This window comes from Nesterenkonia lutea (assembly GCF_014873955.1).
GTDB lineage: Bacteria > Actinomycetota > Actinomycetes > Actinomycetales > Micrococcaceae > Nesterenkonia > Nesterenkonia lutea.
Map to the genome: position 1 here is coordinate 624463 of NZ_JADBED010000001.1, position 22026 is coordinate 646488.

18 protein-coding genes are annotated in these 22026 nt (G+C 69.8%); 13 read left to right on the plus strand and 5 right to left on the minus strand.

The window, feature by feature from the left end; genetic code table 11:
• The first annotated feature begins 1 nt into the window (after position 1).
• The 11 genes from H4W27_RS02910 to cpaB all read left to right on the plus strand — a co-directional run bounded on the left by H4W27_RS02910 (position 2) and on the right by cpaB (position 13583).
• Complete coding sequence (locus H4W27_RS02910) at positions 2–394, plus strand: hypothetical protein (RefSeq protein ID WP_192594605.1); 393 nt, start codon at positions 2–4, stop codon at positions 392–394.
• Entirely contained in the window at positions 394–786 is a 393-nt protein-coding gene (locus H4W27_RS02915; protein WP_192594606.1) for a c-type cytochrome, read from the plus strand. Before H4W27_RS02910 ends, H4W27_RS02915 begins: the two co-directional genes overlap by 1 nt.
• Positions 783–1571, plus strand: coding sequence for a cytochrome c biogenesis protein CcsA (ccsA, locus tag H4W27_RS02920; protein WP_192594607.1), 789 nt, complete (start codon positions 783–785; stop codon positions 1569–1571). Before H4W27_RS02915 ends, ccsA begins: the two co-directional genes overlap by 4 nt.
• Positions 1571–2002 carry a cytochrome c maturation protein CcmE gene (locus H4W27_RS02925; RefSeq protein ID WP_192594608.1) on the plus strand — a complete coding sequence of 144 codons (432 nt, stop codon included), beginning with the start codon at positions 1571–1573 and terminating at the stop codon, positions 2000–2002. The genes ccsA and H4W27_RS02925 overlap by 1 nt, the downstream gene beginning before the upstream one ends.
• Complete coding sequence (locus tag H4W27_RS02930; RefSeq protein ID WP_192594609.1) at positions 1999–3963, plus strand: cytochrome c-type biogenesis CcmF C-terminal domain-containing protein; 1965 nt, start codon at positions 1999–2001, stop codon at positions 3961–3963. The genes H4W27_RS02925 and H4W27_RS02930 overlap by 4 nt, the downstream gene beginning before the upstream one ends.
• Complete coding sequence (locus tag H4W27_RS02935) at positions 3960–4484, plus strand: TlpA family protein disulfide reductase (RefSeq protein ID WP_192594610.1); 525 nt, start codon at positions 3960–3962, stop codon at positions 4482–4484. The genes H4W27_RS02930 and H4W27_RS02935 overlap by 4 nt, the downstream gene beginning before the upstream one ends.
• A complete protein-coding gene (locus tag H4W27_RS02940) occupies positions 4481–5416 on the plus strand; it encodes a cytochrome c-type biogenesis protein CcmH (protein WP_192594611.1) in 936 nt (311 codons plus the stop codon). Before H4W27_RS02935 ends, H4W27_RS02940 begins: the two co-directional genes overlap by 4 nt.
• The gene (locus H4W27_RS02945; protein ID WP_192594612.1) at positions 5413–5850 is read left to right on the plus strand and encodes a cupredoxin domain-containing protein; all 438 of its coding nucleotides are present in this window, start codon (positions 5413–5415) and stop codon (positions 5848–5850) included. Before H4W27_RS02940 ends, H4W27_RS02945 begins: the two co-directional genes overlap by 4 nt.
• Positions 5847–7841, plus strand: coding sequence for a cytochrome c oxidase assembly protein (locus tag H4W27_RS02950; RefSeq protein ID WP_192594613.1), 1995 nt, complete (start codon positions 5847–5849; stop codon positions 7839–7841). Before H4W27_RS02945 ends, H4W27_RS02950 begins: the two co-directional genes overlap by 4 nt.
• 172 nt (positions 7842–8013) lie before the next feature.
• The gene (locus tag H4W27_RS02955; protein ID WP_192594614.1) at positions 8014–12117 is read left to right on the plus strand and encodes a DUF4011 domain-containing protein; all 4104 of its coding nucleotides are present in this window, start codon (positions 8014–8016) and stop codon (positions 12115–12117) included.
• A 464-nt stretch (positions 12118–12581) separates the two neighbouring features.
• Positions 12582–13583 carry a Flp pilus assembly protein CpaB gene (gene cpaB / locus H4W27_RS13525; protein WP_225938979.1) on the plus strand — a complete coding sequence of 334 codons (1002 nt, stop codon included), beginning with the start codon at positions 12582–12584 and terminating at the stop codon, positions 13581–13583.
• Here cpaB and H4W27_RS02965 read toward each other — a convergent pair.
• From H4W27_RS02965 to H4W27_RS02980, 4 genes are all read right to left on the minus strand, one after another.
• Positions 13563–13976 carry an FmdB family zinc ribbon protein gene (locus tag H4W27_RS02965; protein ID WP_192594616.1) on the minus strand — a complete coding sequence of 138 codons (414 nt, stop codon included), beginning with the start codon at positions 13974–13976 and terminating at the stop codon, positions 13563–13565. The genes cpaB and H4W27_RS02965 overlap by 21 nt on opposite strands.
• 74 nt (positions 13977–14050) lie before the next feature.
• Positions 14051–14728: a 5-formyltetrahydrofolate cyclo-ligase gene (locus H4W27_RS02970; protein ID WP_192594617.1), complete on the minus strand. Its 678-nt coding sequence runs from the start codon at positions 14726–14728 to the stop codon at positions 14051–14053.
• Positions 14729–14738: 10 nt separating this feature from the next.
• Positions 14739–15989 carry a hypothetical protein gene (locus tag H4W27_RS02975; RefSeq protein ID WP_192594618.1) on the minus strand — a complete coding sequence of 417 codons (1251 nt, stop codon included), beginning with the start codon at positions 15987–15989 and terminating at the stop codon, positions 14739–14741.
• A 93-nt stretch (positions 15990–16082) separates the two neighbouring features.
• Positions 16083–17858, minus strand: coding sequence for a dolichyl-phosphate-mannose--protein mannosyltransferase (locus tag H4W27_RS02980; RefSeq protein WP_318782101.1), 1776 nt, complete (start codon positions 17856–17858; stop codon positions 16083–16085).
• Between the two features lie 52 nt (positions 17859–17910).
• Between H4W27_RS02980 and rsmI the strand changes: the two genes are divergently transcribed.
• Positions 17911–18903 carry a 16S rRNA (cytidine(1402)-2'-O)-methyltransferase gene (gene rsmI, locus H4W27_RS02985; protein ID WP_192594619.1) on the plus strand — a complete coding sequence of 331 codons (993 nt, stop codon included), beginning with the start codon at positions 17911–17913 and terminating at the stop codon, positions 18901–18903.
• A 67-nt stretch (positions 18904–18970) separates the two neighbouring features.
• Positions 18971–20848: an AMP-dependent synthetase/ligase gene (locus tag H4W27_RS02990; RefSeq protein ID WP_225938980.1), complete on the plus strand. Its 1878-nt coding sequence runs from the start codon at positions 18971–18973 to the stop codon at positions 20846–20848.
• A gap of 109 nt (positions 20849–20957) precedes the next feature.
• Here H4W27_RS02990 and H4W27_RS02995 read toward each other — a convergent pair whose 3' ends face one another.
• The gene (locus tag H4W27_RS02995; RefSeq protein WP_192594620.1) at positions 20958–21902 is read right to left on the minus strand and encodes a DUF559 domain-containing protein; all 945 of its coding nucleotides are present in this window, start codon (positions 21900–21902) and stop codon (positions 20958–20960) included.
• Positions 21903–22026 lie beyond the last annotated feature (124 nt).

Here is a 22026-nt window from a genome sequence, read left to right on the forward strand (position 1 = left end):
TATGGCACGCGCCGCAGCAGCAGTCCACCAGCCAGATGCCACGGCGCGCGGCACCTGGCGAGCTGTCATGCCGCTGCTTGTTCCACCCGTCGCCTGGACCGCCTCGCTGGGACTGTCCTGGCTGGTCCAGGACTTCACCTGCACCGCCGCGATCACCGCAGGGGCTCCCGTCCCGGGCACTGCGCTGCTGGCCACCCTGCTCGCGATCAACACCGTGCTGCTGGTGGTCACAGCAGGAAGCGGCGTCGTGAGCGTCCGCGACTATCGAGCAGTCCGAGACGCCCAAGCGTCGCTCCTGCGCTTCCTGGCCCTGACCGGAGCGATCCTGGCCGTGTTCTTCGCCTACGGAATCGTCCTCATCGGAGCCATGCCCCTCGTGATGGAGGTCTGCTGATGACCTGTGAGAGCCCGTTGGCACGCACCGCAGCGATGATTCTCGCGCTCGCCGGGACCGCGGTGCTGTCCGCGTGCGGCACCGCAGAGGAGGCCGAACCCAGACCGGTGCCAGGGGGCGACCCAGAGGCCGGCCGGGCGGCCATCCTCGAATATGGCTGCGCCTCCTGCCACGTCATCGACGACGTGGACAGCGTGGCCAGCTCTTTCGGCCCTGACCTGACCGACTTCGGCGAGGAGCTCTACATCGCCGGACAACTGCCCAACCGTCCCGAGGAGCTCATCCGATGGATACAGACACCGCAGGAGATCCAGCCTGGGACCGCCATGCCGAACATGGGGGTCACCGAACAGGACGCCCGCGACATCGCCGCCTTCCTCTACGACCAATGAGTCCGGCGCGGCGCCGGCTGCTCGCCGCCGGGCTTCTCGCGGGACTGCTCACGCTCCCGCTCGCGGCGGTGCTCGCGCCGCCGGACGCCGTCCAAGGTCAGGCACAGCGGCTGATGTACCTCCACGTGCCCGCGGCGTGGAGCGCCTACCTGTGCTTCACCATGGTGACGGCGCTCAGCATCCGGCAGCTGTTTCGCAGAGACGACGCCCACCTCGAGGAAGCCCGTGCCGCGGCCGAGATCGGCGTGTTGCTGACTGGGTTCACCTTGGTCACAGGGAGCATCTGGGGGGCGCTGACCTGGGGGACCTGGTGGGCCTGGGACGCCCGGGTCACCAGCACCGTCGTCATGGGCCTGGTATATGTCGCCTACCTCGCAGCTGGTGGACTCGCACACGGCCGGCGAGGTCGGCAGGCCCACGCGGCGATCGGCGCCGCCGGTTTCCTCACAGTGCCCCTGGTGCATTTCTCGGTGCTCTGGTGGCGCACTCTGCATCAGCCGCCGACCATCCTCGCCCCGAGCCTGGACCCGCCGATGGAGCTGCTCATGCTCCTCGCCCTGGGCGCGTCCATGCTCACCTTCTCCCTCCTCACGGTCTGGGCGGTGAACCAGCGGGCTGCCACTGCCAGCTGGGCGCAGGCTGCCCCGACGACGGGCGCGTCGACGGGGGCGTCAACCCCGGGCTCCCCGGGCTCCCCGGGCTCCCTGGGCTCCTCGGGCTCAGCGTCCGAGCCCCGGGACGAGACGGCTGCGGCTCAGCGCGCCGAGCAGGACCGGGTGCGCTGATGGCACAGGAACCCTCCTCCGGCGAGCGACGGCCCCGCGCCATCCGGCTCGGTGTGCTGGTCGCGGCCTGCGCCGGAGTGGTCGCCCTGGGTCTCTCGGCGGCTGAGGACGGAATCTCCTACTACCGGACCCCGAGCGAACTCGAAGAGACCGTGCAGGAGGGCGCCGTCCAGGGCGGGGACGGGATACGACTCGGGGGAATGGTGGTCACGGGTTCGCTCGTGGAGTCGCCCGGCGGCTCGAGAATGGTCGTGACAGATGGAGCGCGGGACGTCGCCGTGAGGTACCCGGGACGGTTCCCGGATGTGGTGCGGGAAGGGGAGGGCGCAGTCATAGACGGCATCCTGCGGCCGGACGGCACGATCGACGCCGAGACGATCGTGCTGCGCCATTCCAACGAATACCGAGCACCGGAGGCTCAGGAACCATGACCGGTCTCGGCACGGTGCTGCTGGCTCTGGTCTTGGCGGCCTCCCTGGTCGGGGCAGCGGCCTGGGCAGGGATCCTCCGAGGCAGCCCGGCAGGGTGGCGGCCACAGACGCTGCAGGTTGCCGGTCACTGGGGGGCCGTGGTCGCCTTCGCCGCGACGTCGGCCGCCGTGGTCCTCGTCGAGACGGCGCTGCTGCGGCATGACACCGCGCTGAACTACGTCGCCATGGTCGCCGGCCCAGAGCTCCCCATCTATTACCGCGTCACGGCACTGTGGTCCGCGCTGGAAGGCTCGCTGCTGCTCTGGCTGCTGATCCTCTCGATGGTGGCGATGGTGGCTCTGCGCCCCTGGAGATCGGGGCACCCCGAACCGACCCGCGGACACGCCGTGACCGGTCTCGTGCTGGGCCTGCTCGTGGCGGCCTTCGCCGTCGTGGCCCTGATGGCCTCGCCCTTCGCAGTGCCCGAGGCGGCGATCACCGCGCGGCCCAGCCCGCTGCTCCAGGACCACGTCGCAATGGGCATCCACCCGCCGCTGCTCTACGGCGGATTTCTCGCCCTGGCGGTGCCCTACGCCCTGGCGCTCAGCGGACTCGTCTGCGGGGAGATGGACGCGCGGTGGGCGGACCGGCTCCACCGCTGGACGCTCGTGTCCTGGATGCTCATGACGGCCGGGATAGTCCTCGGCGGCTGGTGGTCCTACGCGGTGCTGGGCTGGGGCGGGTACTGGGCCTGGGATCCGGTGGAGAACGCCTCGCTGCTGCCCTGGCTGACCGCCACTGCGCTGCTGCACACGGTCGCGCCCCGCGCCCGGACGGGAAGCTGGCGGATCTGGGCCGCCGCGCTCGCGGGAGCCAGCTTCGTGCTGGTGCTGCTGGCAACCTTCATCACCCGCTCGGGCGTGGTGGAGAGCATCCACGCGTTCACCACCTCCTCGCTCGGGCCGACCCTGCTGGTCATCGTCCTGCTCGCCTCGGCGGCCTGGCTGGTGCCGCTGCACCGGCGGCGGCGGAGCCTCGCCGAGGTCTCGACCTCGCCGCTCCTGTCGCGGCCGAACCTCTTGCGGCTGAACCGGACCCTGCTGGTCCTGATCATGCTGGTGGTGCTCGTGGGGACACTGCTGCCGACCGTCTTGGAAGCAGTCACCGGGGAGCGGCTCTCGGTGGGTCCGCCCTGGTACCACCGCACGCTCGCCCCGCTGGCACTCGTCCTGCTGGTGGCCATGGCGCTGGGCCCCTGGGTTCCGCTGCGCGGCACAAGCTGGGCCGCCCTGGGGCGCCGCGCGTTCCTGCCCCTGCTCGCCGGTGCCCTGGTCCTCGGCGTCGTCGCGCTCCTCTTCACTGACGTGTGGCTGGCCGTGGGCGCCGGGATCGCAGGCTTCGCCGCAGCGAGCCTGCTGGCGGTCGGCGGCACACGGCGTGGACGTGACAGGCACGCCGTCGGGGCATGGGTGGCTCACACCGGCATGGCGATCGCTGCGGTGGCCGTGCTGGGAGGCGGCCTGGGGACCGTGAGCCAGGAGACCGTCCCGGTCGGCGGCACCGTGACGGCAGGGACGACGACGGCCACCGTCCTGGGACTGGAGGGGGAGGAGGAGGGGCGCCGCAGCGTGGCGCGGGCGACGGTCGCGCTCGGCGAAGGACGCGACTTCCTCAGCACGGTGGAACCAGAGCTGCGCTGGTACGAGACCGAACGCACGATGCTGGCAGCACCGGAGATCCGCACCGAGCCGCTGCGTGACGTCTATGTGACGCTCCTGGACCTGGACGAGGAGGAGGGGCTGGTCACGCTCCGGCTGGCGGTGACCCCGCTGGTGGGCTGGATCTGGAGCTCCGCCGCCCTGATGATCCTCGGTGCCCTGATCGCGGGATGGCCGCGCCGTCGGCGCAGCTCCGCGCACCGCCGGTCAGGACCGGCCCCGGAGACCAGCGAGGTCCGGATCGTGTCGCAGGGAACCCGATGACCCGCCGGGGATTCCTGCCCACGCTGGCGCTCGCCGCGGCCGCGCTGCTGCTGGCGGGCTGTCAGAGCGAGCCCGAGGGCCCCCGCGAGGCGCCCCCGCTGGTGGGAGCGGATCTTGACGGTCAGCTGCGTGACATCTCCGACCATGCCGGTGATGTCATCGTGGTGAACACCTGGGCGTCGTGGTGTGCCCCGTGCCGGGATGAGATGCCGGTGCTCGCCGCGGCACAGGAGTCCCTGCAGGATGAAGGGTTCCAGGTCATGGGGATCAATGTCCGTGACCGGCCAGAGTCTGCCGCGCGACTGGTGGAGGAGACCGGTGTCCCGTTCCCCAGCATCGTTGATCCCGACGGCACGCTCGCCGTGGAATGGGGCGTGCTCGGGATGCCGCAGACCTTCGTCGTCGACCGTCAGGGACACATCGTGGATCACGTCTTCGGCGCGGTGGACCAGGCCTGGGTGGAGTCCACGGTGGAGCCGCTGGTCCGCGGAGTTCCCGAAGCCGAGGAGGACCGACCGTGAAGCGACTCCTGCGCTGGCTGATCGTGGCTGCGGTGGTGATCTTCGCCGTCGCATCGCTGGTCTCCGCGGCGGTCCGACAGGGTCCCGAGACGCCGGAGCAGACTGCGCGCGAGGTCTCGCAGAGCCTGCGCTGTCCCACCTGTGCCGGAGAGAGCATCGCCGATTCAGCGGCGCTGCTCTCCGACGCGATGCGCCAGACCGTGCGGGACCAGTTGGAGCAGGGCCGTTCCCCCGAGGAGGTCCGCTCCTGGTTCGCCGAGCGGTACGGCGACGAGGTGCTGCTGGAGCCTCCGCGGCGCGGCTACGGATGGCTGCTGTGGGGGTTCCCACTCGTCCTGACCGCGGCGACCGTGGTCGTCGGGCTTCGGGGCCAGGCACGTTCCCGGCGCTGGCTGGTGCCGCTGCTGGCAGCTGTCACGGTCGCCGTCATGGCCGCGGTCTGGGTCAGCACCACGGCGGAGACGGCCCCCCGCCCCACCGCCACGGCAGGTCACGCAGAGGACACCGGCTCGGCAGACACCGTTGCGGTGCTGCGGGCCGCCGTTCAGGACTCGCCGGGGGACACCCCGCGCAGGCTCGCTCTGGCGGGTGCCCTGGAGCAGTCCGGCGACACGGCCGCGGCGGCACAGGAGTATGCGGCCGCGGTTCGGCTGCAGCCCATGGATCCGGATCTGCGCTACCGCTACGCGTTCGCGCTGGTCCGCGACGAGCAGGTCGACGAAGCGGTCGCCGTCTTGGAGGAGACACTCGCGGTCGACGAGGCACACGCGCCCAGTCTGCTGCTGCTGGGCGCCTTGCTGCGCGAAGAACAGCCCGAGAGATCCGCGCGGCTGCTCGCCCAGTTCGCCGAACTCGACCCCGAGAACCCTGCCGTGGAGCAGATCACCGAGCTTCAGGAACAGGGCCAGATCCTCCGGGACCCGCTGCCATGACCGGGACGACGCCGCGCGGCCCCCTCGGCGCTGGACTGGGTCTCCTCCTGCTGCTGACCGCCTCCTGCGGGCAGGCTGAGCCCGCTGAGGCCCTCGCCGGCACCGCTTCTGCCAGCGCTGCGGCCACGTCCGCGCCGGCGACGTCGGAGCTGCTGCTCGGCCTGACCGAGTGGAGCGTGGAGACCGGCGGCATCACGGTGCTGGCTGGTCCGGTCGATGTTCGCGTGACGAACACCGGCGGCACCAGCCACGACGTGGTCATCCACGGGGAGCAGGGCAGCTGGGCCACGCCCGCCCTCGACCCGGGAGAGACCTATGAGATGGAGATATTCGCCGTCGAGGGGGAGGAGCTGCACCTGGTGTGCACACTGACCGGGCACGAGGCCCAGGGGATGCACACCCGGATCCCAGTCGTCGAGGACGTGGCGGGATGAGCGTCAACGCGAGAAAGGCATCGGAGACCAGTCCCGAGAAGCTGGCGTCCTCGCGGCCGCGCCCCTGGGCCCGGTCCCTGACCGGATCCAGAGGCGGCTCCAGGGGCGGTCTGAGTGCACCGACGCTGCTGGGTGCTGCTTCCCTGGTGGCCCTGCTCGTGACACTCGCGGGCGCCGTGCTGAACGGAGCTGCCGTCCCGCAGGCACTGGTGGATCCCGGAGCGTTCGTCCGCTGGGGGCTCCCCGTGACCACGCTGATCGTCCGACTCTCGGGCATGGTCGCTCTGGGCGGGTTGACTCTCTGTGGTGCTGTGCTGGCCCCCAACACGCAGGCCTGGCACCGTGCTGCGGCGATCAGTGCCGCAGCAGCCCTCTGCTGGGCACTGGCACAGACGCTGTACCTGCTGCTGGCTCATGCATCCATGATGGGGACGCCGATCGCGGGCCCCGGATACCTCGAGCTGCTCGTCGGTTTCGTGGTGGGAATCGAGCTGGGATCGCTGCTGGCATGGGCAGTCATGCTCGCGACGCTGACCGCTGTCCTGGCCGTGCTCAGTTCGACTCCGGCCGGGGCCCGATGGGCTGCGGCGGCCGCGATCCTGGCACTCATCCCGATCGCTGGACTGGGCCACTCCGGCAGCGCCGGGAACCACGACCTGGCGGTCTCCGCGATGTGGCTGCATCTTGTGGGCCTTGGTTGGTGGGCCGGTGGGCTCATCGTGCTGTTCGTCTCCACGAGCCGCACGGGAGAGAACCTGGTGAGCGCTGCCGGACGGTTCTCCACGATCGCAGGCTGGGCGGTCGCCATGGTGGTGCTCTCCGGCGCGTGCAGCCTGCTGATCCGTGTGACCGACCCGGTGGAGCTCGTCTCCACGCTCTGGGGACAGCTGATCCTGGTCAAGCTCGGGGCGTTCCTCCTGCTAGGGATCGCCGGGTGGTGGCACCGACGCGTGACCCTGCCGGCCTTGGCACACGCCGACGGGGGTCACAGCGGACCGTTTCGGCGACTGATCGTCGTCGAGGTGCTGATCATGGCGGCTGTGATGGGGGTGTCTGTCACCCTGGGCACCACCCCACCGCCCGTCCCGCAGTCGAACCTCGCTGAGAACGCCGAGCTGCTCGCGCTGCCGGATCCGTGGTTCACCGGTCTCCTGACCCAGTGGCAGATCGACCCGCTGTTCCTGCTTCTGGCAGGTGCTGGCACATGGGTCTATGTGTCCTGGGTTCGCCGACTGCGCCGCCGAGGAGATGCCTGGCCTGCCGGAAGGACCGCGAGCTGGCTCATCGCCATGGCTGTGCTGGTCTGGGTGACCAACGGCGGGCCCGGCGTCTACGGAGAGTCCGTGTTCAGCGTGCACATGCTGCAGCACATGATCCTGCTCTCCGTGCTCCCGATCCCCCTGGCGCTGTCTGCTCCGGTCTCACTGGGGCTGCGTGCCCTGCCCCGCCGCACAGACGGGACGGCAGGTCCGCGTGAGCTGCTCCTGGCAGCGCTGCACGCGCGCTGGGCACAGTTCCTCGCGCATCCGGTCGTCGCTGCGCTTCACGTGGTCGTGGCGATGGCGGTGTTCTACTTCTCGCCGCTCTTCGAACTCGCACTGCGCAGCCACGTGGCGCACGTGGTCATGATCGTCCACTTCACCCTCATCGGTTACCTGTTCACCAACGCGATGATCGGGCTGGACCCAGGTCCGCTTCGCCCACCGCATCCGCTGCGACTTGCACTGCTGCTGCCTTCCACGGTGTTTCACACCGCCTTCGGGCTCTTCCTGCTCAGCTCCGGCGCCCCACTGGCGGCTGACCATTTCAGCACCGCGTCACCGCACTGGGCCGGTATGGTCGCCGACCAGCAGATGGGCGGAGCCGTCTCCTGGGCCCTGGGCGAGATCCCAGTGCTTGCACTGGCAGTCATCCTCGCCCTGCGGTGGGCCGCTCAGGACGAGCGCAATCAGATCCGTGCGCGGGAACGAGCGGCGAACAGCGCTCGCTAGGTCGTCGCGACACGGCTTCAAGGTCAGGGTGAACCCACCTGCCGCTTGCGCCGCCGTACTCATTAGACTTCACTGCATGTAATTATCGGCGACCCTCGAACCTCCTGCGGAGGCGAGGGGCCGGGCCCGAGCGTGAGTTCGTCCCGGAGTGGGGATTGTTGGAAGGTCGTCTGTGAGCAAAGAACCAGCCGCTGAGGAATTGGACCTGCCGTCCGAGAATGAGGCTGCGGAACCCGCGGTCGAGCAGCAGCGCCCAGACACCTCCGACGACGACGCCCCGGCCAGCACCGCCGCCTCCACGAAATCCGCTTCCTCCACGGAGTCCCCAGTTTCGTCTGCCTCGGCGAGTTCCGGCGAGTCCGCCGACTCTGCCGGTTCGCCAGCGTCCGCCGACTCTGCCGGTTCGCCGGAGGAGCCGGGTGGCACTGGCGCAGAGGGTCGCGATCCCGTGGCGGCCTGGCTGGAATCCGTGGGCTCGGGCACTGAGAACGACACCATGCTGCGCTTCGCGCCCAGTCAGCACAACGCCATCGACCTCACCGACGCGAACTCCTCCGGGATGATGCAGCTGATGGCCGGTCGCAAGACACGGCTCTCCACGCTGCTCAATGACCCTTCCGCCTTCAACGTCGGCAAGCAGGCCGCTCAGGGGATCCGCGCGAAGATCCGCGAGATGTCTGAAGAGCGCGGGATCGACGTGGGGTTCCTGGCCGCCGGCGTGGCCAGCTGGACCGAGGACGCCGGCAGCGGGCCCTCCGGGGAGCGGTTCACCGAGGACTTCACCGCCCCGGTGATGCTGGTGCCGATCACGCTGCGTCCCCGCGAGGACGGCAGCGGAGACTTCGAGATCCAGTTCAGCGCACCCGCCCGGCTGAACCCCGCCCTGATCCGGCACCTCGCCGCTCGGCACCGCACCCACCTGGACGCTGAGGAGTTCCACAACACCGGCTACGTCACGGCCCGCTTTGATCCGAACCGACCGGCAGACATGCTGGCCCGGATCGCCGCTGAGGTCCCCTCCCTGGAGTCCGTACAGGTGTGGCGCCAGCTCTACGTGTCCACCTTCGCGGACCTGACCTTCCTGGGAGACCCCACCGGACTCGAGCTGGATCACCCGGTCATCCATGCCATGGCCAGCTCCACACAGCTGGGTCAGACCCGCGCCGTGCGCACCCTGATGGACCTGCCGCCGGTGGATGAGCGCGAGCCGCGCGATGAACGCCTCGTGGCAGATGCTGATCCCTACCAGCAGGCCTCCCTGGACGCCATCCTCGCCGGACAGTCCGCAGTGGTCTCCGCCCCCGCCGGAACCGGTCAGACCCAGACCGCGATCAACGCCGCCGCCGGCCTGGCCTGGCAGGGCAAACGCGTCCTGGTCCTCGCCGAGCGCACCGCCACCCTGGAGCAGTTCAAGGAACGCCTCTCCGAGGTGCACCTGGGGACCCTGGCCGGGAACATCTCCGCCGCGTCCACCCCGGAGGAGATCCGCGAACAGCTCATCCGCGCGATCCGCCGCGCCGAGCGTGCCGAGCCCCCTCGGCTGACCGCCCTGCACACCAGACTCAAGACCTCCCGCCATCAGCTCGTGAACCACGTGAAGTCGCTGCACAACGTGCGCCGCCGCTGGGACTGCTCGCCCTACCAGGCCATGCAGGCACTGGCCGCGCTGACCAGCCTGAACCCCGCGCCGTCGACCGCTGTCCGGCTCAAGCGCTCGGTGCTGGACAACACCGTGGACCGCACCCAGATCACCGTGAAGCTCAGGCGCGCCGCCGAACTGGGCGCCTTCTCCGCCGAGACCCGTGACAGCCCCTGGTACAACGCCCGGCTGTCCAACCGGCAGGAGACCCGGGACGCGATGACCCTGGTCGTCCAGCTGCGCGATGAGCTGCCGCAGCTGAGCCGGATGATGCGCTCGGCCTGTCAGGCCGCCGGAATCGCCCCGGGGGAGACCTTCAGCGACTGGAACCGGCAGGTGCTGCTGTTCCAGCGCGTGCAGGAGTCCCTGGGCAAGTTCAGCCACGACGTCTATGCCCGTCCCGTCGATGATCTGATCGCCGCCACCGCCCCGGGCTGGTGGCGCCGGCAGAACAACGTGGAGATGACCTCGGTGACGCGCTCGCGGCTGCGCCGGGTGGCCAAGGAGTACGTGCGCCCCAGCGTGGCCATCGGGGACCTGCACACCTCGCTGATCGAGGTGCAGAGTGAGCGTGAGGAGTGGGCCGAATGGTCCATCTCCGGCTCCGCGCCCAAGGTGCCCCATCGGGTGGACCGGCTGACCGACACCTTCGGCGAGGTCCAGGGCCGGCTGCAGCGCCTGGATGAGGTCCTCGAGGCCGGACCGCTCGCTGATATGCCGATCGAGAAGCTGCTCGACACCGTGGAGACCCTCGCCGGCGACGAGAAGCCGCTGGAGACGCTGCCCGAGCGCACCCTGCTGGGCGAACAGCTGCGGGAGCAGGGCTTCCGGGATCTCATGGAGGACTTCGCCGCCCGCGGGGTCAGCGCGAACGTGGTCGCCGATGAGCTCGAGCTCTCCTGGTGGCAGTCCGCGCTGGAGGCGATGATCTCCGGAGACGACTACCTGGCGATGACCACCGGGGAGAACCTGCGCAGCATCGAGTCCACCTTCCGCGAGGCCGACGCCGGGCACATCGAGTCCAGCGCCCAGCGGCTGGGCCACGCCCTGTCCGTGCGCTGGAAGTCCGCCGTGGAGGCCCACCCGCAGGCGGCGGGCAGCCTGCGCGAGCTGCTGCGCGATGCCGCCCCCACGATCGAGTCCCTGGAAGCGATCAACCCGAAGCTGACCCAGCCGCTGGTGCCGATCTGGACCACCTCTCCGCTGGGGCTGGGGGAACAGTTCCCCGCCGACTACCGGGCCGACGCCGTGATCCTGCTCGACGCCGAATCCCTGGCCGTGCCCACTGCGCTGAACGCGATCACCCGGGCGGGGCAGGTTGTGGCCTTCGGCGATCCGGTGGCGGGTTCGCCCACGCCGTTCCACGTCTCCGCCGATCCGGTGGCGCGGGAGACCGAGCAGCACCGCCCCGCCTCGATCTATGCGGAGCTCTCTGCGGTGCTGCCGCTCTACCCGCTGCGCCAGGTCCACCGCGGGGTGGACCAGGAGCTGACCGGACTGCTCTCCTCCGCGCTCTACGACGGGGAGCTCACCCGGCTTCCCGACGCCGCCCAGCTGACCGGACAGAACCGCCGCTTCACCGTAGAGCAGGTGGCCGGGGTGCCGGCGGGATACCGTGACGCCGTGGAATCTCCCACCGGTGAGGTCAACCGCGTGGTGGACATGGTCTTCGAACATGTCAGGTCCCGACGCAGCGCCTCACTTGCGGTGATCACGGGCTCGGAATGGCACGCTCGCCGGGTGGCCGACGCGATCCGGCTCAACCTCGCCAACCACGCCTGGGCCAAGCCCTTCTTCGCCGAGGGAGCCCACGGTGAGGGCTTCGTGGTGACCCCGGTGGAGCGCGCCGCGGGCCTGGTCCGTGACGACGTGATCTTCAGCCTGGGCTTCGGCCGCTCCGTGAAGGGCGAGGCCGCGACCCGCTTCGGGGAGCTCTCCGAGCCGCGCGGCCGCGAATACTTCGCGATCGCGGTGACCCGGGCCCGAGAGCACCTGCGCGTCGTGACCTCGCTCTCCAGCGCGGACATGGACCGACCGGCGCTGACCGAGGGCGCTCGCGATGTCTATGACCTGGTCAGGCTCGGACTCGAGGGGGACACCAACCCCACGGCGTCCGCGCAGCTGACCGATCCGCTGGTGCTGGACCTGGTGGACCGGATCCGTGCCCGCGGCGGCCGCGTGGAAGACGGGTTCCGCGGAACCCTGGACCTCGCCGCCTGTTCGCGGAAGGCGACCCCGGACACGCAGATGGTGCCGGTTGCGATGGTCTCTGACGGCACCAAGAGCTACGGGGCGATGTCAGTCCGGGAGCGCTCGCGGCAGCGCCCCACAGCCTTCGAGCACCTGGGCTGGAGCTATATGGCCCTATGGACCATCGAGGTGTTCTCCAATCCGGTGCGGTGCACCGAGGCTGTGGCCGAACAGGTGGGCCTGGCCTCCGGACCCGAGTTCGCCGAATCGGGACGCATCACCGTGCACACCGCCGGGATCACCCCGCGCGGTCGACGGGCGCGCGAGCAGGAGGCCCGCGGCGAGGGCATCCGGTTCGGCGGCGCCGCCGACATCGAGGATGAGGACTCCCACCGCAAGTCCAAGAAGTGGCTCTCGCCGCGGGAGCGCGGGGCATGGAAGGAATAGCGGACTCGGGGGACGCCGGGGCTGCCGGGGGCGCGGCTGGCACCGGACGCAGGGGACGACGCCGTGTGGTTGCCCCGCCGACCTCCGGACAGTCTCACGAGGTCGAGTCGAACTTCTCCGATCCCTTCAGCGAACCTGACGCGGATGCTGATGCTGCCAGATCCGGGGAGCGGCCTGATCCGGACGGCGAACCGGGAGCCGATCCCCAGTCGGCAACTCACCCAGGCCAGACCGCGAGTCAGAGGACAGGGAACGGGCCAGGGAAGAAATCCGGGCAGAGGCCCGGGCTCAGCGAACATGAGGAGTGGCTGCTCAGTCAGCGCCCGCCGCACTGGTAACCCTCCTGGCCTGGGCGCGCCGGTACGCTCTTCCCCAGAGACGCGGCATGCATCCGCAGGGGTGGCATTCTCCACAGTCCTGGGCCGGCCCGGTTCGGCGGGATCCGCCGCGCGCATCCTGGTCTCATGCGCACGCTTCCCTCAGCGAAGGAATCCTCCGGGCCCTTCATCCCCGAACGCCCGCGCCGGGCACGGCGACCGACTCCGGCTCAAGGTCCGACTCAGTCGCGTCGCGCCACCCAGCTCTCCCAGCCGTCTGCGCCGCACCGTGGGACTGAAGATGATCCATCGGTTCAGTCTCCTCAGCTCAGCCACCCTCGTCATCTGACCCAGTCTCGGCCTGCCCCGACGCTGCCGAATTCCCCGACACCGCTGAGGCCCCGGAAGCGTCGTCGCGGGTCTCGCGGTCCGCGACGGGGCAGACCTCCACGGGTCAACCGGCGTCTGAGTGGCTCCGCGCTGCCGGGTCTGCTGCGACGGTTCCGGATTCCGCTGGCGGTGCTGCTGGGATTGGGCGCTGCAGCTGCTGCCCTGATGACGGCCGGTGAGGGTGAGCTCGAGACGGCCTCGGCGCTTCGAGTCAGCACCGATGTCGCGGCGGGAGAACGGCTGGTCCCGGGAATGGTGGAGGAGATCGCAGTGGATGTCGCCGCAGTGCCCCGTGGCTACAGCGCTGAGTTGGAGCAGGTGGTGGGACAGCAGGTCGCCGTGCCCCTGCCCGCTGGTGCGCTGATCCATCCGAACCAGCTCGTCGGTCCGGGTCTGCTGGCGGGGCAGGACCCTGGCACGGTGGCCGTGCCGGTGCGTCCCGCCGATCCCGCCATGGTCGGTCTGCTCACTCCAGGTCAGCGCGTCGATGTCCTCGTCTCCTCGGACTCCCCGGAACGAGGCTCACACTCCGAGCCGGTGGCCCGTGAAGTGCCGGTGCTGTGGACGCCACAGGACGAGTCGGAGAACTGGCTGCCGAGCGGGGGAGAGGCCGGAAGCGTGGTCATCCTGGCCGTGGATCTCGCCGCCGCGGAGTCCATCGCACAGGCCACTCACGAGGGGAGGCTGCACCTCAGCCTGCGCGGAGCGGGAGGTTCCGGGTCGAACCCGGGCGAAGCCTCAGCGGGAGGAACTCGATGAACTCGACGACCGTGAAGTCGACGATCCCGAGCTGGACGATCCCGAGCTTGACGAACCGGCGCCTGAGGCCCCGGAGCCCGAAGAGCCCGCGCTGGAGGCTGCCTTGCTCGGCTCGGAGGACGGTGACGATCCCGAGGAGTCGGAGGAGCCGCTGGAGGCGGGCGAGGAGCCTTCCGAGCCAGAGCCCTTGGAGGACTCTGCGCCTGCTGTGGCTGCCGCGCGGGAGTCTGTGCGGTAGAAGCCGGAGCCCTTGAAGGAGACACCGACCGAGCCGAACTTCTTCCGCAGCGTGCCCTGGCACTCCGGGCACACGGTCAGCGAGTCCTCGCTGAACTTCTGCACGATGTCGAAGGCGTGGCTGCAGTCCTTGCAGGCATAGGCGTAAGTGGGCATCGAGTTCCTCAGAGGCGAAGGGCGCTGCCGGGCAGAGGGTCCACCCGGCGACGTGCGTGATTGCTGCCAGTCGATTATAGGGGGCTCACGGTCATCGCGCCGCGTTCGGTGACGATCCCGTGCACTCGCAGGTCATGGGACTCCACCGGGAAGGCCGCACGTTCGAAGACCTCTTCAGCATGGACCACTGCCAAGAAGCGCGGCGAAAGGTGAGCGGGATGCCCGACAACGCCACCACCCACCCGGGCGCCGCCAGCGGTCATGCTGGGTGCACCCGGGCCGAAGGTGGAGTCATAGAAGCCGCCTCCCTGGCCCAGCCGCGCGCCGTCGGCGTCCACAGCCAGCCCCGGAACCAGGACGGTCAGGCCCGGGTGACGTATGAGCAGCTCCGTGGTGCTGATCCTGTCCCCGACAGGCTCGTCCAGGGGAAGGACCTCATGCCGCTTCAGGACAGTGTCCTCATTCCAGGCCACCCACTGCAGCTCGCGTCGCCGCGGGTCAGCCGCCACGGGAAGGTACACCTCGCCGCCGCCGCGCCGCTGCTGACGGAGAAAGGGGCGCAGATCAGGTTCCCCCGGCATCGGCAGGTAGCCGGTCACGGCGGAACCCGCAGGCACCACTTCACGCAGAACAGCGGCCAGGGACTCACCACGGGTGGTGAGGTCATCCACGCTGAGCTTCCGACGCTGGGCGCGCAGCCTCCGTCGGACCGCAGCCTTGGCCTCCTGGACCGGCATGGGCTCGTCTGTCACGGCAGAACCCTCATCGTCGCTCTTGGGCCTGGACCAGCTCCGCGCGCAGGTGTTCCGCGGCGTCGGCCAGACTCGGAGAGAACGTGTACTGACAGCTCAGGCGCAGCAGGGCGCTGTGTTCGTAGGTGCGCAGCGCATGGTCAGAGACCCCGTTCCGGTAGGCGGTGTCGTTGATCAGCCGCGAGACCACTGCGCGCTGCTCTGCTTCCCAGAGTCCGCGGAGTTCGTTCCAGCGGGCGCAGGCGCGCAGCGAACCCAGGTCCAGCGCAGGGTCGGCCCGGCCGGCGGAGGAGACCTTCAGCAGCCCGGGTCCGAGATCGGGTGACCACAGCAGGTCCTCGTCACGCAGTTCCCGGTGGGCAGGGATCAGCCGCCCCCTCGGCAGCTTCCGCAGCGCCTCGCACGTTGCCTCCACCGCTTCTTCGAAGAGATCGGCGCCCATGATGTAGGGACGGGTCTTCTCCTCCCAGCGCTGGAGCCGGCGGACTTCGGCGGGAGCATCGTGCACCGGCGTGCTCTCCGGGAGCTCGCCGGGATGCTGGATCGCCGTGGACCACGCCTCGAGGACCTGGTCCCAGGCCGCCTCCCACTCCTGCGGCGCGAAGCGCTCTGGACGGTGCAGCGAGATTCCGGGCAGCGCCTGGAAGGTGGCGCTGGACTCGTCCTCGGCGATGGTCCGGGGGAGCCGGAAGGGACCCGAGAACGCCTGGGCGTGCTGCATCCCTTCGCGCAGCGTCTGCGCCCGGTCCAGGGGCATCACCACGGTGTAGGTCTCGTCTGCACGGTCTGCGCTGCCGGGGCGGTTCGCACGTCCGGCGCTCTCGGCGTGACCACTGGAAGTCCCCGAGCTGTGCCGCACCACCGCGCGGCGACCCGGCTCGTGAGCGATCACGATTCCGCCGCGAGCCACCTTCTCCAGGGCGGGCATGTCGGGGTCGGTGCCGGCGGCGAAGAGCTCCAGGTGCTCGGCGGGAGGATCCGACTCGGTGGGGGCCTGAACCCAGAAGCGGCCCGCCCGTCGAGCCCGGCGGGACAGAGGTGTCCCGGCCGCGGTCCGATCGGTCCGCGAGCCCGTGCCCCCAGCGACTTCGGGGCCCCTCGGTTCCCCCTCGGCGGGGACCGCGTGGCCTTCCGGAACGGCGGCCACCTCCACCATGAGCACCCCGGGCTCGCCGTCAGCGGGCCAGGCGCGCTCGACGGACCAGCGGCGCCCTTCCGCCGCGAGGGTCCGTGAGGGCAGGGGTGCGACTGTGTGGAGCATGCTCGGGACGTTCCTTTCCGGGTGGTTCGGATGGTCCCAGCTTATGCGCCGACCGACTGTGGTCACCGCTGGAAACGGCGGATCACTGCTGGTTCACAGCCAGGAATCAATCCAGATACGCATCCGCCATTCCCCATGGGGGATCATCTCCGCGGTCCACAGCGGCAGGAAGAACACCGAGACCGCCACGCACAGGAGCACGAAGCACAGCACGATCACCGTATTGCGCTGCCGGGCGGCGATGATCGCGCCGCGGCTGCGGATGAAGCCGTCTCGACGCTGCGGTCCGGTGCCGATGCGCAGCACCAGTGCCGCCATCGCGGTGATCGCGAATATCAGGAAGGGGTGATAGCTGATCGTGTAGAAGAAGAACATGGTCCGGTCGGGGAAGAGCAGCCAGACGAGCAGTCCGGCGACGAAGCCGGAGAGGATGGCCCCATAGCGCCAGTCGCGACGTCCGACCCAGAGCGCAAGCACGATGAGGACGGCGACCAGTCCGGTCCACCAGATCAGCGGATTCGCCAGGTCGAGCACTGCCGAAGAGCACTTCTGCGCACCGCAGGTCTCCCCGGTCTGCGCATAGACCTCGCCGGCGGCGATCGAGTCGTAGTGCATGGACACTGGGCGGCCCATGAAAGGCCAGGTCCAGGGGGAGGACGCATATTCATGCCCGCTGCTCAGACCCTGATGAAAGTCTGCGGCGGAGACGTGGTAGTTCCACAGTGAACGGATCGGGCCAGGCACCAGCTGCGCCAGGCCCTCCGCCGGGTTGCTCAGGTGCCAGGTCCGGCCCCACCCGTCCCGCGAGAGCAGCCACCCCGACCAGCTGGCGAGATAGGTGACCCCCGCCAGCGGCAGCACGGTGGCCACCGCCGGCAGTGCATCGCGGAGCAGTCCAGTCCGGAACCACCGTTCGACGCCGGCGGCTCGCCGGGCCTGGAGGTCCCAGAGGATGACCATGATGCCGAAGACCACGAGGAACGCCAGGGCGGAGAGCTTCACCGCCACGGCCGCGCCGAGCAGCACCGCGGCGAGCAGCCTCCAGGGTCGCAGCCCCAGCCATGGCCCGCCGCGCACCCGGCTGCTGTCCGGCCCCATTGGTGACTCGCCAGTGGCCACCCAGGCGGCCAGTCGCCGTCGTCCGCTGTATCTGTCGGCCAGCAGGGCGCCGAAGGCAGCCAGGACGAAGAACATCATGAAGATGTCCAGCAGGGCGACTCGGCTCATCACCAGGTGATGCCCCTCGATGGCGGTCAGCGACCCTGCGATCACCCCGAGGAACACCGAGCGGAAGATCCGCTGGGCGATCAGCGCGACCAGCAGCACCGCCAGCGTCCCGGCCACCGCCGCAGACACGCGCCAGCCGAACGCCGAATCATGTCCGAAGACCCGCAGGCCGATCGCGATCAGCCATTTGCCCAGCGGGGGGTGCACCACATAGGCGCCCTCCTCGGTGGGCTGTGCGTCCCCGGCCAGCCATGCTTCATCCGCGTCCTCGGGCCAGACCAGCTCGTACCCGGCGCTCAGCAGGGCGTAGGCGTCCTTGGCGTAGTAGGTCTCATCGAACATGAGCAGATGCGGGGTGGAGAGATCGCGCAGCCGCAGGATCCCGGCGAGGACGGTGATCAGCACCGGCAGGACCCAGCCCCAGACCCCGGGGCGGTAACGCTCCGCACCCAGCCGGCGCTGCATCCTCTCCAGCGCAGCTTCATCCGTCTCCTGCGCAGCTCCACCCGACGCAGCTCCACCTGGCGCAGCGCTGCCGCGTTCATCGTGGTTCGGAGTGCCGGTCTGCGCCTGGGCCTCGGCGCGCCCGGCAGACTTCCCGGCGGGGACCGGGATGCTGCGGGCAGGCTCGGCGGGGGTCACTATGGGTATGCTACTTGGCGCAAGCCGATCACCGATCAGAAGCAGGCGTGTCATGGACTCAGGCGAAGCAGACGGATCCGATGACACTCTCGAGGACACCTTCGATGAAGCCTCCGAGGACACCCTCGAGGAGCAGCCCGCGCAGGAGGCCACCCTCCAGAGCGCCGGTGCCTCCACTCTCTGGGACACCCCGATCGTCCTGGCCGCCACCCCCATCGGCAATCTCGGCGACGCCACCGATCGATTGAAGCGGCTGCTGGCCAGCGCCGAGGTCATCGCCGCCGAGGACACCCGCACCGCTCGCCACCTGGCCCGCGCGCTGGGTGTGGAGACCCACGCCCGGCTGGTCAGCCTGCATGAACATAACGAGGCCTCCCGCGCCGAGGAGCTGGTCGCCCAGGCCACCACCGGCACCCACATCCTGGTGGTCTCCGACGCGGGGATGCCCTCGGTCTCCGATCCCGGCTTCCGCCTGGTGGAGGCGGCGATCGCCTCCGGCGTGGGGGTCACCGTCGCCCCAGGAGCCTCCGCGGTGACCACGGCGCTCGCCCTGTCCGGGCTGCCCACGGACCGCTTCACCTTCGCCGGATTCGTCCCGCGCAAGGCGGGGGAGCGCAAGAAGCTGCTCACCCGCCTGGCCGGAGAGGAATGGACCACGGTCCTCTTCGAATCCCCCCACCGGGTCGCGGCGACATTGGCCGAATTCGCCGCCGCTCTGGGCGAGGACCGCCCAGCCGCCCTGGCTCGTGAGCTGACCAAGCGCTACGAGGAGGTGCTGCGCGGGGGCCTCGGAGAATTGGCCGCCCAAGCCGCGGAACGCCGCCTGCGCGGTGAGATGGTCCTCGTGCTCGGCGGCGCCTCAGCCGCCGGAACGGGGGCCGAAGCGCCGAGCCTGACGGAACTGGCCGACGTCGTGCTGCAGAAGGTCGCCGAGGGCACAAAGCTCAAGACCGCGGCCAAGGAGCTGGGCGCGGCGCACTCCCTGCCTGCCAGTGACATCTATGACGCGGCCCTGGCCCGCAGGCGCACCGAAAAGTCCATTTGAACAGTAGAATGAGCGGCACAGCGGATGAGGGACTCCACCGCAGGAGAATCGATGAGCAGGCGGGGCCATGACCGAGGACAGCCGGGGCGGCGAACAGCCGGTCCAGATCAGCACCACCGACCGGATCCGTGAGGCCGCGACCCAGCAGGTCGCGCAGCTGGATCCGCAGACCAATGCGACCGACGGGGTGCTGGAGCTTCTGGCAGCCCGGCCAGGGCAGCCGGTGTACGCGGTGCCCAACGGCACCGGCGGGTGGGTGGATGTCTCCATCACCAGCTTCGTGGACCAGGTCCGCGGCGTCGCCAAGGGACTGATCGCGCTGGGGATCGAGCCCGAGGATCGCGTGGCCGTGATGGCCCCCACCAGCTACAGCTGGGCCGTGGTGGATCAGGCGATATGGTTCGCCGGCGCGATCTCCGTGCCGGTCTACGAGACGAGCTCCCCGCACCAGGTCAACGCGCTGCTCAAAGAGGCCGACGTGAAGCTTGCGCTCGCAGGAAGCCCGAAGCTGCAGGACTGCCTGCGCACCGCCGCGGCCAAGCTCGACGGCGCCCGCCCCTCCACGCTGCCCATCGGAGAGCTGCGCCAGCTCGACGATCTCACCGCCGCGGGGGAGAAGATCTCCGACGAGCAGCTCGAGGCCGCTCGCTCCCGCGCCACGCTGGATGACGTCGCCACACTGGTCTACACCTCCGGCACCACCGGGGAGCCCAAAGGCGCGCGCATCACCCACCGAAACCTGGCCGAGGGTGCCGCGAACATCCTCCCCTTCGCCGAGGAGATCCTCGGCAAGGACGAGTCCCGCACGCTGCTGTTCCTGCCCCTGGCGCACGTGCTCGCCCGCGCCGTGCAACTCATGTGTCTGCACCGCGGTGTCCAGGTCGCCCATTCCTCGGACCCCGCCGCGCTGCTCGATGACCTGGCCAGCTTCCGGCCCATCTGGCTGCTCGCTGTCCCGCGCGTGTTCGAGAAGGTCTACGCCGGAGCCTCGGCCAGGGCCCGCGCCGAAGGCAGGGGCAAGATCTTCGAGACCGCCCGGGAGACTGCGATCGCCTATTCGAAGGCGGTCCAGGACGCGGACACCGGAGCCGGCCCCGGCCCCTCGGTGCGTCTGCGTGCGCGGCGAGCCGTGTTCGCCAAGTTGGTCTACGCCAAGCTCCACGCCCGGCTGGGCGGCAGCGTGCGCTACATGATCTGCGGGGCCTCTGCGCTGAACTCCGAGATCGCGCACTTCTTCACCGGGATCGGGCTGCCGGTCCAAGAGGGCTACGGCCTCACCGAGTCCACCGCCCCCATCACCTTGAACATTCCCGGGACCACCCGCATCGGCACCGTGGGCATCCCCGTGCCGGGCAACACCGTCCGGATCGCCGAGGACGGCGAGGTGCTCCTGAAGGGACCGGTGGTCTTCGACGGGTACCACGGCGATGCCGCTGCCACCGCAGAGTCCTTCACCGCGGACGGCTTCTTCCGCACCGGTGACCTCGGGAGGCTGGACGAGGACGGCTTCCTGACACTGACCGGGCGGAAGAAGGACATCATCGTGACCGCCGGGGGCAAGAACGTCTACCCCTTGGCGCTGGAAGAGGTCATCCGCACCAACCCGCTGGTGGCGCAGGTCGTCGTGATCGGGGACAACCGCCCCTACGTCGCCGCGCTGATCACCCTGGACGCCGACGCCGTGGCCGACTGGTGCAGGACCAACGGGCACCGGCAGCTCTCGCTGATCGACGCCGCGAAGCACCCCAAGGTGCGCCAGGAGATCGGACTCTCCGTGGAGGCCGCCAACCGGCGGGTCTCGCGCGCAGAGTCCATCCGCAAGTTCGAGCTGCTCGACGTCGAACTCTCCGAGTACTCCGGGCATATGACCGCCTCGATGAAGCTGCAGCGGCACAAGGTCCTCGCCGACTTCGAGGGCGTCATCGATTCGGTCTACACGAACTGAGCTCCCCACCGTCTGTTGGGCGCAATACGGTGGAATGGCGCCGGCCGAGCCGGGTTATTCCGACGCATTGCGCCCAACAGATGGGGCAGACCACGGGAAGGCGCCCCCTTCACGATCGAGTGCGCCGCGCGATGGCCTCCGCGACCTGCTGAACAGCTGAGCTGAACCCCTCCGCGCTGTCCTCGGCGTTGAAGTGGAGGACCATCCAACCGGCGCTGATGAAGAGGTTGTCCCGCCGCTGGTCATGGCGGGCCTGTTCAGCGGTGAAGTGCGTGGCGCCGTCGTACTCCACAGCGATCTTCAGCTCCGGATATCCCATGTCCGCGCAGGGGGAGCGTCGCCTGTCCGGACGCGCGGGAACCTGCAGGGAGGGCTCGGGGAGGCCAGCCCGCACCAGCGCGAGCCGCAGCTTCGTCTCCTTCGCGGAGTCCGACCCCACGCGCACCAGCTTCGAGGCCGACATCGCGCGCCGCCTGCCGGGCGCTCCGCGCATGGTGTCCACCAGATCCTGGAGGTCCTCGGGAGTGGCGAACGGCAGGCGCCTCCCCTCATAGGTGGGATAGGGACGGCGGACCAGGTGATCGCCGATGATCACGAGTTCGTCCAGGCTGAGCAGGGTGGCCAGGTCCAGCCAGGTTCGAACCGGCGTCGTGACGTTCGCGCCGTGGAATTCCTCGAGGTCCTCCGGACGGATGCGCAGACGATGACTGGTCACGTCCGGTCTCCTGATCCGGTGAGTCGTGCCGGCGGGCTGCGAGAGGTGAACAGTGCCTTCCTGCTCCACGCGTCGGGGGAGTGACCAGCGGTGGATCTGTGCGGCCGTGGTGTGCGAGATCCAGCACTCCGGCAGCCTCTGCGCGAGGATCAGCGCGCGTTGCAGCAGCTGCTGCTCGGTCGCGTCTGGCACGGCGAGCCGATGGACGTGGACGCCCCAGGAGACCGGGCTGACATCCTGTCGCCGAACTCGATCTCGGGGAAGACCGGCACGTGTGAGCGCCTCGTGTCCGAACGGGCCCCCGCGGAGATCACGCGGGAGCTCCTGGGGCCGTCTCATGAGCCCATTCTCGACGAGAACGACGAGGCTGCTCAGGTTCTCCACAGGCCTGAAAACGCCCCCTCCGTGAGGACATCGCTCGTCCGGCGCATCTGTTGGGCGCGATGCGGTGTTCCAGGTGCGG